Consider the following 16089-nt stretch of genomic DNA (forward strand, 5'->3'; position numbering starts at 1 on the left):
ATTAATAATAAAAATAAGTAATTAATAATTGTTATGGTAATTATAATGATTCAAAAGCATTCATAGCTTTTAAAATCTTAAGATCATCATTTGGTTTAGCTTGTAATTGTAAACCAACTGGGATTCCATTTGACTCTCCTGCTTTAATACTTCCTGCTGGTATTCCTGCTAAATTAGCTATTACTGTTAAAATATCATAGGCATACATTTCCATTGGCTCAAGCTTTTCTCCGATTTTATGAGGAAGTTTTGGAACAGTTGGTCCTATTATTAAATCAACATCTTTAAGAAGTTTGCTTATTTCATTTCTTATGAGTGATCGTGCTTGTAATGCCCTTTTATAATATTTACCACTAAATTCTTGTTGAGAAATATATGCTCCCATTTCAATTCGTCTTAAAACTTCTTTTCCACAGACATCCTCAATTTTATGTCCATATTTTCTTCCATCATACTTTCTAGTACTTGAGAAAAATTCGACATAGTTAATTAAGTAATATGTAGGTAGGCACAAATCAATATAATCGAAGCTTAATTCCACTACTTCACCACCAAGGTCGGTGATTTTATCAACTGAATTATCAATTATCTTATTGATATTCTCATCAGTCACTTCATTGAATTGCTTACAGGTTGCTATCTTCATATCTTTAAAGGCATTTTCTGAATTTTCAGTTATTGAATCTGTGAAAACAGGAAAATCTTGATTTAAACTAGTACATTCTGTTTCATCATAACCAACAATAGTATCTAAAGCTATAGCTATTCCAGTTGTATCATTAGCTAGTGGACCAATTTGATCCAGACTCATCGAAAGATCCAAAAGGCCTTGTCTTGAAACAGCCCCGTAAGTTGGCTTAAAACCTATAACTCCACAATGAGAGGCGGGATTTCTTATTGAACCTCCAGTATCACTACCTAAACTAATATCACACATCTCTGCTGCGATAGCCGCTGCACTTCCACCACTAGATCCCCCAGGAATCCTTCCAAGAGCTGCAGGATTGTCTGTAGCTCCATGAAAAGAACTTTCAGTTGAACTACCTGCTGCAAACTCATCCATATTAGTTATTCCAATTATTATCCCATCATTTTCTTTTATTCTTTTGATGACAGTAGCATCATAGCTACTACAATAATTTTCCAGTGTTTTAGAAGATGCAGAGATTATATGATCCTCTACATTGATATTAGCTTTTATTCCAAATACTAAACCAGCTAAAGATCCAACTTTTTCTCCATTGTTTAGTTTAGTATCAATTTCCTTGGCCTTAGCTAAAGATCCAGTTTTATCCACTTCTAAAAAAGCATTTAAGGAACCGTTTTTCTTTTCAATTATGGTTGCAAAGTTTTCTACATTATCCTGTGCTTTTAATTCTTGATTTTTTATTGCTTCTAATTTTCCTAAAATATTCATTAAAACACCTGATATAATAAATAGGCTATAATTATAGATAATTTAATAATTATGATTAAATCGACAATGATTTACTGTGAATTTAACAAGTATGATCAAATCAACAATGATTTACTGTGAATTTAACAAGTATGATTTAAATCGACAATGATTTACTGTGAATTTAACAATTATTCTTTAATAGTAATTCAAATAATTATACTTTTATAAATTTTAGTAATTATAATTTAAGATATATACAAAGATAAATTTCTAATATATACAATAATCATGATATTATAATCCAAATAATTGATTTTATCAAATAGGATTTATAATAATATAATTATATTTTTTAAGTTTAAATAATTAAGCAATTATTTAATATGAAAAAATTAATATTAACTAATAAAGATATCAAATATTGATAAAATGGAGAAGGATAATGTTAAAAAAAGCTGTTGTGTTTGATATTGCTGGAACATTAATTAAAAGATGTAGGGCTGTAAAAAATATAAATACTGGGAAATTATCTGAATCAGGATCATTAGAACTAGTTGATAAGTTAGGAAACAGTGCTCTTGTTGTAATGCAAATTGATACGCGAAAATCCATTATGAAAGCTGATCCTAAAGAGAAATTGTATGATTTTCTAACAAACAATGCCATAGATGTAGATATTAGCTATTCTTCATCAAACATTAGAAAGAACGATATTTTAAAGAAACTCAAAGATAATACTGTGACAATGAAAGAATTTCAAAATGTTGCTTCTTATTTAAAGAAAAAAAATAACTTTATTCAACTTTGTAGTGGATCCGCTTTTCTATTCAATGTCTCAAATGATGAAATAGAATATATAATAGCTGCAGGAGGCCAAATATTCCCCCATGTAGCTTGTGTAATCCAAACATTAAAAAATCAAGGTATTGAACCTTTTATAGCATCTGGAGATCGAAAAGAATCATTGCATGAAATTGGAAAGATAATTAATATCCCCAAAGAGAATATATTCGATACTGCAAACACTTTGAGAAAAGAAAAAATAGTGGTAGAATTAAAGAGTAGATACAAAGTAATGATGGTAGGTAATGGACCTAATGATATTTTAGCCTTCAAAAAAGCAGATTTGAGCGTTCTCACATTGGAACAGAATGAGCCAATTTCTCAAAGCATAATTGATGAAGTAGATATCGTCATTAATAATATAACAGAACTATTAGATATTAATTTTTGAATAAAATAATTATTGTTAGTTAATTATTATTAGTTAATTATAATAAAGTATTAACAAAAATGTTGTTATATCAAATATTATTTGTTTTCACTGCCTAATTGAGTAATTAAGAATTTTTTACTTTTTAAAACATCTTCATAGCTATTTAATTCGATTATTCCCATATCAATACACTTTAAAATTTCATAGTTAAAGTTGCTTGTTCCTTCCCCAAGTAAAAGATGTTGGTCCTTTAAACCATTATTATCATTTAAATGAAAATAAGCAATATTATGCGTCTTTAAGATATCTAATGGATTTTTATATGTGTTAGCATGACCCCAATCAATAGTAGCTGAAGAACCAACATTTTCCACGATCATTTTATGTTCTACAGGGCAGTTAGCTAAATAAGAAAATTTTTTAGGCATATTTTCAATAGATAATGTTATTCCAATATCATCGGCATAATCTTGACAATTTTTGAGGGTTTCAATACTATATTCAATAGCTAAATCCCTAATTCTTCTTTCTCTTCTATGAACCATGCCGGGATGCGTAGTAATAGCTTCCGCATTTAAAATATCAGCTAAATTTAGTGTTTCAATGGTTTGTTTTTCTGTTTCATCCCTTATTCCTTTATTCATACTTGCAGGATTTAAATCTATGGTTGGAGCATGGAGAAAAATCTCAATATTGCATGATTTAGCTAGATCAGCTATTTCATCTATTTTTAGTTTTTTTCTGTTGTTTATTAAATATCTAGGCCAATAAGGACCTTCACACAATATTTCAATTCCTGCAAACCCGTCCTTTTTAGCTATTTGAAAAATTTTATCCAATGGCTTCATAAAAAGAGCCAATGATGAAAAACCTATTTTCATTTTTACACTCCTTAATCATGATATATCGTGTTTGCAATTACTAGATTTTTTATTTGTTTTTAATGTTAAATATGTTGTTTTTAATTTTAAAAATATCATACTACCTCCATATATAACATGTATATTTTTAAAAACATTTTTTTTCTCTAGATTAGACATTTATCTATTCTTTTAAAACATACTTCATGATTTTATTGTGAATTAACGATTATGATTAAATTATGTATTAACAATATTATTATTTTCTAATTTAAGTCCATTATTAAAATAATAATCTTAATTAAAAATAGTTAACGATTTTGATTGTTAATATAGAAGATATTAACGATGATTATTGCCAATCTAAGAGATATCAATGATAGTCATTAATATCTATCGAAACATTTATATAGAGAATATAGCAAATATGTATATATCCAAAATTGGATATATCCTAAAAATAATATATCACAATTAGATACTATGTTAAACATTCAAAACTTAAATTTTGCAATATGCATCAATTAAGATTCATGTTATTGTAATGGAAGTGAAATTTATGAGAGACCAGATAAATAAAAAATTTGAAGAACATTGGCACAAGTTTGGTCCTAAAAGTTCTTTTCATGATTTTGATAAGAAGCTATTGAAACACTCTATAGGAGGAATGATGAAAAAGAAATTGGTAACTTTCATCATTCTTTGGATCATAACAAAAGAAAGAACATACGGATATGAATTGATTAAAAAATTAAATGAAGGTTGGGAATGTCCAATTGAAGATGACGATTTAAAAGAAATGCAAGAAGACAAAAAGAGACGTGGAAGAGAAGGACTGGGTTCTAATAGAATATATCCAATATTAAGAGACCTCGAGAGAAAAGGGCTGATAGAAGGTACTTGGGAAATGGAAGGTAAACGAAAGATAAAATATTATGAAGCTACTCAAAAAGGTGTAGTTACAATGAATAAAGTACAAATAATCCTTAAAACTAGAACTCCTCCAATATTCAAAGAATTTATAAAAGAAAATATATTTGATGATTAGAAATTAGAAAAAAACTAAAAGATCTAATAAAATAAAAGAAGGAAAAAATAAGATTGTTAATGTGTAAGCTGATTACAATGTTCAAAAAAGATAATTATATAGAATCTATAATTAAAAAAGAATATGATGTGGGACCCACGCCTTATTACTTTTTAAACTAAATGTAAAGAAAAATACATCTAAAAAAAAATAGCTATTAGAAATTAAAATTAAAATAGCTATTAGAAATTAAAATTAAAATAGCTATTAGAAATTAAAATAGCTATTAGAAATTAAAATAGCTATTAAAAATTAAAATTAAAATAGCTATTAGAAATTAAAATACACATCAAAAATACATGAAAAAATTGAAATTTAAATATTAAAATATTTATATAGTAAAAAATCATTAAAAGTCGATGGATGGTGAAAAATAAATGAAATATGCAATAGAAACTGAATCTCTTACAAAAAAATATGATGATTTTTTAGCTGTAGATGCTCTTGATATGAAAGTAAAAAATAAGAGTATTTTTGGATTTTTAGGTCCAAATGGAGCTGGAAAAACCACTACTATAAAGATGTTAACTTGTTTGATTCAACCTACACACGGAACAGCCAGTGTGTCCGGATATGATATAACTAAAAAACCAGATGAAGTAAGAAAAAAAATAGGAATGGTTCCTCAACTAGTTAGTTTATATGGAGATTTAACTGCTAGAGAAAATGTAAGTCTATGTGCTGACTACTATGGGATCCCAAAGGATAAGCAAGAAGAAAGAATAGCTGATCTTATGGAACTTGTAGATATCAAATATGCTGAAAATAAATTAGTTAAACAAATGTCTGGAGGACAAAAACAAAAAGTTTCTGTTGTTGCTAGTTTAATCCACAAACCAGATGTCTTATTCTTAGATGAACCTACAATTGGATTAGATCCTACCACAAAATTAGTTTTATGGGAATTAATTCAAGAATTGAATGACAATGGCCATACCATTATATTATGTTCTCATGACATGTATGAAGTTGAAAAATTATGTGAAAATATTGGAATAATGAATAATGGTAAATTAGTTGCATTTGATACCCCTCAAAAGTTAAAAGATAATTTGATGGCTAAACAAGAAGAAATTTTTGTTAAAGATTATCCTTTGATGAATGAAATGAAAAATAACATATCAGATATTACAGATCATCAAGCTTCAGAAGTTACTAAAAATAAACTTGATACCCATATACCTACCACAGAATTAAGTATGATGGTTGATAATTTAAGTGACACTATCATTGAAAAAATAAAAGATTTAAATTTTGTATATGGAGTTAAACAGAGCCATAACAAAAGAATAAGTGTAGATATTGATCAATTTTCAAAGGATGATGGAATAAATGAAGTTATTGAAATTATTATGAAAAATAATGGAAATATAACTTCTATAACTACGAATGATCCATCACTAGAAGATGTATTTGTTGATTTAACAGCGAAAAAGAAATTTGAATCCATAGACATTGAAGCTGTTAAATAATAGCTAAAAAAATATTTACCTAGAAATAAAATAAGAAGTTGATTGATGCTTTAATAAGATTGATTAGAACAATTAATTACTTAAATTACTAATAAAAATTAATTAAAACAATTAATTACTTAAATTACTAATAAAAATTAATTAATAATTATAATAAATTAATTAAAACAATTAATTACTTAAATTACTAATAAAAATTAATTAATACTTATAATAAATTAATTAAAACAATTAATTACTTAAATTACTAATAAAAATTAATTAATACTTATAATAAATTAATTAAAACAATTAATTACTTAAATTACTAATGAAATTTACAAAATTAATTAAATTGAGTAGTGAGATTTAAAAATTACAAGATATTAAAGGAAAAGATATTATGGAAACGAAAAAAATATTGTGGATGCTTAAAAAAGATCTTTTATCTCTTTGGAGGCATAAAACACGCCTTATATCCATGTTAGTATTTCCAATTATTATGATAACCTTATTTGGTTATGGAATGGGAGGTTCAATTGAAAATATCCCTGTAGCAGTTGTAGAACAAAGCCATGGTAATGTGACAGACATGACTTTAATGGCTATTAAAAATACATCTATGTTTGAAGTAAAAAGTATTACTAATGATGTAAATAAAGCAAAATCTATGGTTGATAGTGGAGAGGTGAAAGCAGCCATTATTCTTCCATCGAATTTTGAGGATCTAAGTGATGATCAGGCTAAGACGGTTGTTCTCTATTTAGATTCCTCTGATCAAATAGCTGGTCAAGCCATAGTTCCTTCAACTCAAGGATTATTTGCTCAAATTGGATCTCAGATTGGGGCAGAAAAACTAGCTACATTATCTGTTACAGGACCTACGGCATCAGTTACAGGTGAAAATATTAGTACTGAAAGCTCAGGTGAGACTAGCACTGAGAGTGAAGGAACTGATGTTGCCAATGGTATTACTAACAGCCTTAATGGAGTAGTAAATACAATAAATCTTCAAATAAATAAGATATATGGAGATATTGCATATATTGACTTTTTAGTTCCAGCAATACTAGCTATGACAATGATGATGTCATGTATGATGGGAATGGGACAGTCTATAGCAGGTGAAAGAGAAACTGGAGAATTAGCTAGGTTATTCATGACTCCGACAAGTGTTGCTACAGTTATTGGTGGAAAAATTATCTCAAAACTCACTATTGAAACAGCAAAAGCAATTCTACTTCTTGTAACAGCCATATTGCTCTTTGGAATAACAATAAATGGAAATATAGCTTTGGCCGTGATAATGCTTATTATAGGAGCATTATGTTTTGTTGGATTTGGAATAATGATATCTGCAACTGCATCTAGTCAAGAAGATTATACACAAATGGTTATGCCATTTACCATGCCTATGATGTTTGTATCTGGTGTTTTTTATCCTATAGAAACAATGCCATGGATATTCCAGAAAATAGCTTATATAGCTCCATTAACGTATTTAAATGATGCTATGAGAGGAATAATGCTAAAAGGAGCTGGATTAGGAGATGTTTGGATTGATATTGTCGTTCTACTTGGCTTTACAGCTTTATTCTTTGGATTAGGAGTAGTAAGATTTAATAGAGATGTGTGAGTAAGAGACCTGGAATATTTAATCGATAATTAGGTGTTAAAATGAATAAAAAAGGAATATTTATAATTTTAATAAGTTTAATAGCTATTGGATCTCTTACAGGAGTTTCAAGTGCAAATTGGACAATGTTCCATGAAAATACAGAACATACTGGATATCTTGCAGAAGCAGGAAATTTTGTATCTAATTTATGGACAACATATATGGGAGGAGTTGTTAAATCTTCACCCGCAATAAAAGATAAAGTTATTTATTTAGCTACAGAAAATGGAATGTTAAAAGCTATCAATATGGAAAATGGAGATGAAAAATGGAGCTATGACCTAGGGGGAACAATAGTAGCTTCACCAGTAATAGATGGAAATAATTTGTTTATTGGTACATCTGAAGGATATATGTATAGTTACAATGTAGAAGACAAAAAAATATCTTGGAAATTCAAAGTATCCAAACCTATTGAATCTACTGCTTCAATAAAAGATGGAATATTATATTTTGGAGCAAATAATGGAAGAATATATGCCCTTAATGCAAATGATGGCTCTAAAATATGGGAAAGTGAAGTTGGTGGAAAAGTAAAATCTTCACCAGCAGTGGTTAATGGAACTTTATTTATTGGATCAACAAATGGAAAAATTTTTGGACTAAGTGCTAGTGATGGAACTAAAATTTGGAATTATGTAACTGGAGATGCTGTAACATCTTCTCCTGCTTATACCCAAGGAAAAATATTTATAGGCTCAGAAGATGGAACTATCTATAGTTTAAATTCAACAGATGGATCTGTTGTTTGGAAACATGAATTGGGAAATAAAGTAATCTCATCACCGACTATTGATAATAGAGAAAATAGTGTGTTTATTGGATCTGATAATGGATATATCACATCATTAGATTTAAGGGATGGAACTTTCAAATGGGAATATAAAACAGGTGCAGCAGTTCAATCAACTCCAGCACTTTATGGGGATAAAATAGCTATTGGTTCTAACGATGGAAGTATTTATGTTTTAAATAAATACACTGGTAATGTAGAATTCAATTATAATCCTGGAACTTATATATTTAATTCAGCTATTAGTTCTTCACCAGTAGTTTACGGAAAAAGTTTATTTGTTGCTGGAAATGATGGATATTTATATTCACTAGATAGTGAAAAATTAGAAGCTCCGACATCCATATTCCTATACTACACTATAGCTATTTTAATAGCTGTTGTTGCAATTATAATAGCTTTATTAATAGTACGAAAAAAACGAATGCAAAATTAAAAACAATGAATAATTATGATAATAAATACTTAATTAAATATATGAGATAGTTCCCCATGAAATACTATCTATGAATACATTTAATTTTATTGCAATTATCTACTTTATTTTCAAATTATATTATTATTTTATTATTATAATCATTTTATTATTATAATTATTTTATTATTATAATCATTTTATTATTATAATCATTTTATTATTATAATCATTTTATTATTATAATCATTTTATTATTATAATCATTTGATTACTTGAAAATTATATCAATAAAAATATATATCTAAAAATAGTGATTTAATTAATATTAGTTATATAATCATTTAATAAAATGTTTATATTATTATTTATAGAATGTTTATAATTATTTAGTAAAAATAGAAATAAAGAAATATATACTATTATTACTTAATTATAGAATGAAAAAATAGAAATAAATATCTGATTAATTATCTTTTTTTAGGTGAATCTCGATTGTAGAAACATTTGTATTTGCTCCATCACTTCCAGCAATTTCTTCAGTGGAAATGTCTATATTTTCAATATCCATGTCTGGAATAAAACGGTTTCTGACGATTTCCGCTACATCAACAGCTCTACTAATGGCCCTACCTCTAGCTTTTAAAATGACTTCGGGCGCACCATTGTTCATTTGAGTAACTACTGCGAGCACATAATTCATTACAGGCTTATTTCCTATGTAAACAATATTTTCTTCTGACATTAAATGGACCTCCAACTTGATGTTGTATTATATATAGTAATACCATTATATAATTCTTATGTTTATATATAGTTATGTTTTTATATAATTCATATAAAAAGAATTTACTTAAAATATAAATAAACAAATAATAATGCTTATTCATCTAATAAGAGAATCTATTTATATATGAAAACAATTATCATTGAGCTTCTTTTATCATCAAAATTTTATTAATTGAATTTAAAACAGCATCTACACTGGCCATAATTACATCTTCACGAGTAGATCTTCCTGTAGCCTTATTAGCATCTTCATCAGAAGTTATAACAAATACTTCGGCTAATGCATCAGTTCCTCCAGTAATAGCATCAATATTGTATTCTTCAAGATCTATATTTGTAGTATCTTTTACTAAATCTTGAATTGCGTTTAAAGCTGCATCAACTGGACCAACACCAATACTAGATGTTTCTTTGACTTTACCATTAATCATCAATTTAACAGTAGCTGTAGCCGATACAGATTCTCCTGTCATAACAGATAATCCAAGCAACTTAATCGATTCCTCTTTAGCTTTACCCAGAACTGTTACTGCTATCGCTTTCAAATCAGCATCAGTAATACATTTACCCTTATCACCAAGACCTTTAACCTGATGATATACAGAATCGAACTGATCTTGGTTCAACTCAATGTCATATTCTTCAAGCTTAGCTTTTAAAGCACTGGCTCCTGTATGTTTGCCCAAAGCTATTTTCCTTTTGTGACCAACTAATTCCGGAGGTATTGGTTCATATGTAGCAGCATTCTCAAGCACACCATGCACATGAATTCCAGACTCATGAGCAAATGCATTTTCTCCAACAATTGGCTTTGTGGGTGGCATTTTAATACCAGTAATACGTGAAACATATTCAGATAAATTAAATAGCTGAGTAGTATCTATATCTAAATCTATACCATAAGCTATTTTCAAAGTTACAACTAATTCTTCAAGAGAAGCATTTCCTCCTCTTTCACCTATTCCATTTACAGTCACATGAGCCTGTTCTGCTCCAGCTTCAATACCCATTAATGAATTAGCAACAGCTAAACCAAAATCATTGTGGAAATGAATACTTATAGGCACTTTTAATTCATTTTTAAGTTTTGATATTAACAATTTAGCTGTGGTAGGAACTAAAACACCTACTGTATCAGGAACATTAATTAAATCAGCCCCAGCTGACTCAGCTGCTTTATATACTTCAATTAAATAATCTTCTTCTGTTCTAGTTGAATCTTCAGCTGAAAATTCTACGGTTATTCCATGATCTTTAGCATATTCAATAGCTGTAACTGCTTTATCAATTACTTCTTCTTTAGACATCTTTAATTTAAAATCTCTGTGAAGAGAAGAAGTTCCAATGAATGTATGTACATAACTCAAATCACAATCAAGCAAAGCATCAATATCATTTTTAAGAACTCTAGCCAAACCACATAAATTAGCATTCAATCCCAAATCATTGATTAATCTAGCAGATTCTCTTTCTCCTACAGATACTGCAGGAAATCCAAACTCTATTGTATTTACTCCGAGGTTATCTAACTTTTGAGCTATTTGTATTTTCTCATCAACTGTTAGAGCGACCCCAGGTGCTTGTTCTCCATCACGGAGAGTTGTATCAAAAATTTTAACTGAATCAGGAAGATTCATATGTTTTTTTGATTTCTCTAAGTTGTTTGCTTCCACAATCATTCCTCAATATTCTAGTTAGCTATATTATATGTTATACATATTTCATCACAGCTATTATAACTTATATATTACGCATATTTCATCACAGCTATTATAACTTATATATTACGCATATTTCATCACAGCTATTATAACAATGATAAAAAAAATTATCAAATAGCTATTGAAAACTTAACAAATTATAGCTATTGAAAACTTAACAAATTATAGCTATTGAAAACTTAACAAATTATAGCTATTGAAAACTTAACAAATTATAGCTATTTTAAAATATGTTTGCTATAGTATAAATAATTATTAAGATGAACATTTGAATCATTTTAAAAAAATTAATCAACTATAACTTAGACCTAAAAGATAATAAATTATTATTTTACACCTAAAAAAATTAATCAATTATTAACTCACACCAATAGCTAGTGTTAAAAAATTTCTAACTCCTGGAGCTAATCCTAATATAAAAATAGCTAATTTTAAGGTTCCAGAGAGAATTTCATCCTCAATATATTTATCAATGAGATACAAAGATAAGGTGATGACAAGTATTTTCAATGGAAACATGGTAATAGCTGTTCCAGAGAGATCATAGATTGAATTTGGAAGAACATGCTGCTCCCAATACCCATAAAAATCAACAGCCATAAATGTGGTTGAAGCATCAAATATATGAGCAGATAGAATAGCTAAATTAATTTTATTTTTAAATAAACTCCAAAATTTCCCAATGATTATAAATATGCCACTTAAAAAACTCCAAACAATCAAAACTTGAGCAATAGCTATTAAATTTAATGAATGAATGTTAATCAAATTAGGAATAGCTAAAAACAGTCCTATAAAAAATATCGTATATCTATAATCAATATTTTTTCTATTTTGAAGAAATACTCCAAAAAGAAGTGAAATTATAGCCAATGCTCCAACTATAAAATAAATTCCTGGAGTTATTAAAAACCAGTTATAAGGATAAATTCCATTATCTACAAGAGCTCTTACTCCAGAACCTAGGAATATGAAAGGAATTAAGGGAAAAATTAAGTCTGTAGGATTTATATTATAGTGTTCAAAGATTTTTATTATTCCAAAGATAGCAATGATTAAAATTATCCCATAAAATAGTGTATTGAATAATGTATATCCTGAAAAAAAGTATTTTTGAAAAAAATCTAAAATAGCTATTTCTATTGTCATGTGCCTATTTCCTTTAATTAATATTTATTTTAGAAATGATATCAATTATTAATATATCACATCAATAATTAGATTTAAAAAATGATTCTTTAATAATTAATATATCACATCAATAATTTATTTAAAAAATGATTCTTTAATAATTAATATATCACATCAATAATTTATTTAAAAAATGATTCTTTAATAATTAATATATCATATTAATATTGATAAGAAAATGATTGTTTTAATAATTGATTTTTAAATATATTATTTTTTCATATAATACCATATTAATTAATATATTATAGTAATAATAATTTTATCCAAAATAGCTTGGTAATTAATAATAAAAATTAATAAAAACAAGGATATTGATAAAAAATCATTTTAAAATTATATGTCCTCAAATAACTAATTTATCGATTAATAAATTCTTCTAATCTTTTTATTAAATACTTCTTTAGCTATTAAATAGTTTGAAGTTCTATGGCCTTTAGCTATGGTTTTCCTTTTTCTAATAGTCTCTAAAATATCATCAATAGAGGGTTCATCTTCAATGGCAATATCAGTGAGTTCTGTATAACAATTTCCAATAGCACCTATAAAATGCGAATCACTAGATCCTATCTGAGCTAGATTTCGTTTAATAGCTAATTTTTTTCCTTTATAGTTGGAATAGCCAAGAATATATCTTGCATTTTTTGTTTCTACACCTTCGATATCAAGATTTAATGTCAGATTATTGTTAAAATCAGAGAATAAACCATTTCTATAAAAAGAATAAGGATGAGGAACAATAGCTATTCCTCCATTATCATGAATTTTGTCCACTGTATCCTCAGGAGATAAACCTTCTGTAATATTTTCACTAACTCCAAGGCCTAATATATGGCCTGAATCAGAGCTAATTTCAATTGAAGGGATAATGATAACATCTGAGCTTTTTCTCTCCCCAATAGCTAGTTTTGATCCTTGAATAGTATTATGATCACTAATAGCTATTACATCTAAACCAACATTTTTGGCTTGTTTCAAGATGTCTTTAGGTATGCTTCTTGCATCTCCAGAATAACAACTGTGAATATGAGGGTCTAATTTCATTGTATCAAATCATGAATAAAAATAATATAATTCTAGAATTTCTAATTATTCTATAATATTACACTTTATAATAAATAATATAATTCTAGAATTTCTAATTATTCTATAATATTACGCTTTATAATAAATAATATAATTCTAGAATTTCTAATTATTCTATAATATTACACTTTATAATATTACAATATACAATCTACAATAACAATCTACAATATTATGCTTTATAATATTACAATCTATAATATTACACTTTAGGGTTTTTCTTCTTTTAAAAAATGTTCAGTGACTTTTATTAGTCCAATTGGACCAGTCATCATAACGTCTCCACCTGGAGAAGCATTATAATAATCTAAATTAGTATCTTCAATTATTGATCTTTTAGGGCCTGTAATCACAACTTTTTCAAGCTTAGATATTGGATTAATTACATGAGCTCCATGACCATGATCATCATGAACATCAGCATGAGTTATAGTACCATTAACCAGTTTATTAATTAATTTCTCGATTTTCTCACTGTTACCTGCTAAATTAGAAGTATGATGTTCAAAGACTCCTTGAATTTTTCCATCCTCAATAGAAGCAGCCATTGTATGTCCATTACCTATGTCCATTACCACGAAACTATTTAATTTAGATACCTCTGGATCTGCACATGCTCCACAAACTGAGGCAAATTTCGAATCCATGAGAATTGGGTGTAAGTTTTTTATTTTTCCCCTCAATGTTCTCTCAACAGCTTTCATCCTAGAAAAATATTCTGGAACGTTTTCCCAGTAAGCAAACTCTTCTACATTTTTGGGTTTTGATAATTTTTCTCTGATTTTTTCAAATCTAAAGTCCCTATCACCCATTTTATCACTAAAACCATGATCTTGAACTGCTATTGCTATTATATCAAAAGAAAATTTTAGATCATATTTAGCTATTGTTGAAATTAATTCATCTACATTCACATCTTCTAAAGTTATTTTTGAATAATTAGCGAATTTAGGATTAATCTCATAACTATCTTTTTCTACAATTTCAACACCAATATCTTCAACTACTCTAAGATCATCTTTAACTGTTCTAGCAGCATTTGTTTCCATAGCTATTTCATAACCTTTTTCCATATGAGCTATTAATGCATCTTTTATTTTTCCACCACCCATAATATCCCCATCAAAATACAAATCGTTGTTAGTATTTTCGATTTTTTGAACAATTATCACAGGTGGAGAAGGTAGAACCAATTTTATAGAATTTTCAAGCTCTTTAGTATTATCATGAAATAAGATATCTTGAGTCCCAGCTCCAATATCAATAGCTAAAATCTTCATAGATTTAATTGTTTTTAAGAATATTTATAATTATTTAAAATTTCAATTCAATTTTATAATATGTTAGGGTGCTAGATTTTTTGTATTTTTTTGAGTGATTTTCAATCTTGTTTTTCTTATTTTTCCAGTTTTATAATTTTTGTTTCAGAAAGTACAGAATATTCTTTTGGTATAGGAGTAATAAAGTGTGATTTCAACTGAAAAATTAATATATGGAAATATTAGACATTGAAAAGTATATATAGTATTGAATTTAAGAATATTCAAAAATCTATAGCATTGAATAATTTTTTTTTATTTCCATCGATAAATGCTTCAATAATGGATAAATTTGGAAAATTTTCTCTGAAAACTAGAGAATTTTATAGGTTTTTTAGCTGAAAATTTAGTTGTTATCATATTTACTTAACTATAGTCCTGAAAATAAAGTTTATAAATAATGATATTTTTTAAAAACTTTTATATTCATTTATTTCTCAATCTAAATAATCATAATATATATTTTTAATAATAAAATTATTAAAGATTATTTTAGAAATTAAAGATAATAACAACTTATATTTATGAAATAGATTAATATTCCAATAAACCATTGATTAGAATCTTTTCTTTCAGGATTATATAAAATAAAACAAACAATAGAATCAATTCTTATTTTTATTATGACTCTTCAAAAAATGGAGTTGATTTTTTTATTAGATAAAATTAAAGGAAAAAAAATGGGTAGAAAATAAATAACTTCTCCCCAAAAAAATGATTAATTCTTCTTTTTTTAGAAACAATCATTCTAAATATGGTTAAAAAATACTATGGTTAAAAATACTAATATAATAGCTATTATCAGTATTTCTGTATTTTTTCATAGTAGCCTGGTAGCTACTAGATCATTACTTTTTTTATTAATATTATTAATTGTTGTCTATATGTTTCTCTCATAACATTATAGTCCAACTTTATAGTCAATAACATTAATATAATAGCTATTATCAGTATTTCTGTATTTTTTCATAGTAGCTAATAAAGCTACTGGATTATTACTTCTTTTATTAGTATTATCTTTATCATTGTTGTCTATATGTTTCTCTCATAACATTATAGTCCAACTTTATAGTTAATAACATTA

General features: G+C 27.0%; 12 protein-coding genes. 5 read left to right on the forward strand and 7 right to left on the reverse strand.

From position 1 onward, the window contains the following. Positions 1 to 40: 40 nt before the first annotated feature. The gene (gene gatA, locus MBCUT_RS04075; protein ID WP_067259195.1) at positions 41 to 1417 is read right to left on the reverse strand and encodes an Asp-tRNA(Asn)/Glu-tRNA(Gln) amidotransferase subunit GatA; all 1377 of its coding nucleotides are present in this window, start codon (positions 1415 to 1417) and stop codon (positions 41 to 43) included. A gap of 424 nt (positions 1418 to 1841) precedes the next feature. On the opposite strand from gatA, the gene MBCUT_RS04080 reads away from it, so the two are divergent. After that, entirely contained in the window at positions 1842 to 2633 is a 792-nt protein-coding gene (locus MBCUT_RS04080) for an HAD family hydrolase (RefSeq protein WP_067259197.1), read from the forward strand. 77 nt (positions 2634 to 2710) lie between these two features. On the opposite strand, the gene MBCUT_RS04085 is transcribed toward MBCUT_RS04080, so the two are convergent. Further along, positions 2711 to 3496: a sugar phosphate isomerase/epimerase family protein gene (locus MBCUT_RS04085; RefSeq protein WP_067259199.1), complete on the reverse strand. Its 786-nt coding sequence runs from the start codon at positions 3494 to 3496 to the stop codon at positions 2711 to 2713. Between the two features lie 538 nt (positions 3497 to 4034). On the opposite strand from MBCUT_RS04085, the gene MBCUT_RS04090 reads away from it, so the two are divergent. From MBCUT_RS04090 to MBCUT_RS04105, 4 genes are all read left to right on the forward strand, one after another. After that, positions 4035 to 4523, forward strand: coding sequence for a PadR family transcriptional regulator (locus tag MBCUT_RS04090; protein ID WP_067259201.1), 489 nt, complete (start codon positions 4035 to 4037; stop codon positions 4521 to 4523). A gap of 416 nt (positions 4524 to 4939) precedes the next feature. After that, on the forward strand, positions 4940 to 6034 hold the full coding sequence (locus tag MBCUT_RS04095; RefSeq protein ID WP_067259203.1) for an ATP-binding cassette domain-containing protein: 1095 nt from the start codon (positions 4940 to 4942) through the stop codon (positions 6032 to 6034). A 379-nt stretch (positions 6035 to 6413) separates the two neighbouring features. Then, positions 6414 to 7649: an ABC transporter permease gene (locus MBCUT_RS04100; protein ID WP_067259205.1), complete on the forward strand. Its 1236-nt coding sequence runs from the start codon at positions 6414 to 6416 to the stop codon at positions 7647 to 7649. A gap of 41 nt (positions 7650 to 7690) precedes the next feature. Continuing rightward, on the forward strand, positions 7691 to 8920 hold the full coding sequence (locus tag MBCUT_RS04105; RefSeq protein ID WP_067259207.1) for an outer membrane protein assembly factor BamB family protein: 1230 nt from the start codon (positions 7691 to 7693) through the stop codon (positions 8918 to 8920). Between the two features lie 445 nt (positions 8921 to 9365). Here the strand turns inward: MBCUT_RS04105 and albA are convergent, their stop codons facing one another. From albA to MBCUT_RS04130, 5 genes are all read right to left on the reverse strand, one after another. Continuing rightward, positions 9366 to 9644 (reverse strand): DNA-binding protein Alba, encoded by a 279-nt coding sequence (gene albA / locus MBCUT_RS04110; protein ID WP_067259209.1) that lies wholly within the window; start codon positions 9642 to 9644, stop codon positions 9366 to 9368. Between the two features lie 181 nt (positions 9645 to 9825). Then, positions 9826 to 11361: a 2-isopropylmalate synthase gene (locus MBCUT_RS04115; protein WP_281177930.1), complete on the reverse strand. Its 1536-nt coding sequence runs from the start codon at positions 11359 to 11361 to the stop codon at positions 9826 to 9828. 405 nt (positions 11362 to 11766) lie between these two features. Then, a complete protein-coding gene (locus tag MBCUT_RS04120) occupies positions 11767 to 12558 on the reverse strand; it encodes a DUF63 family protein (RefSeq protein WP_067259213.1) in 792 nt (263 codons plus the stop codon). Positions 12559 to 12966: 408 nt separating this feature from the next. Then, on the reverse strand, positions 12967 to 13644 hold the full coding sequence (locus MBCUT_RS04125; RefSeq protein WP_067259215.1) for a PHP-associated domain-containing protein: 678 nt from the start codon (positions 13642 to 13644) through the stop codon (positions 12967 to 12969). Between the two features lie 251 nt (positions 13645 to 13895). Then, positions 13896 to 14966: a DUF1786 domain-containing protein gene (locus MBCUT_RS04130; RefSeq protein ID WP_067259218.1), complete on the reverse strand. Its 1071-nt coding sequence runs from the start codon at positions 14964 to 14966 to the stop codon at positions 13896 to 13898. Between the last annotated feature and the right edge of the window lie 1123 nt (positions 14967 to 16089).

It is taken from the genome of Methanobrevibacter cuticularis, from assembly GCF_001639285.1.
Classification (GTDB): domain Archaea; phylum Methanobacteriota; class Methanobacteria; order Methanobacteriales; family Methanobacteriaceae; genus Methanobaculum; species Methanobaculum cuticulare.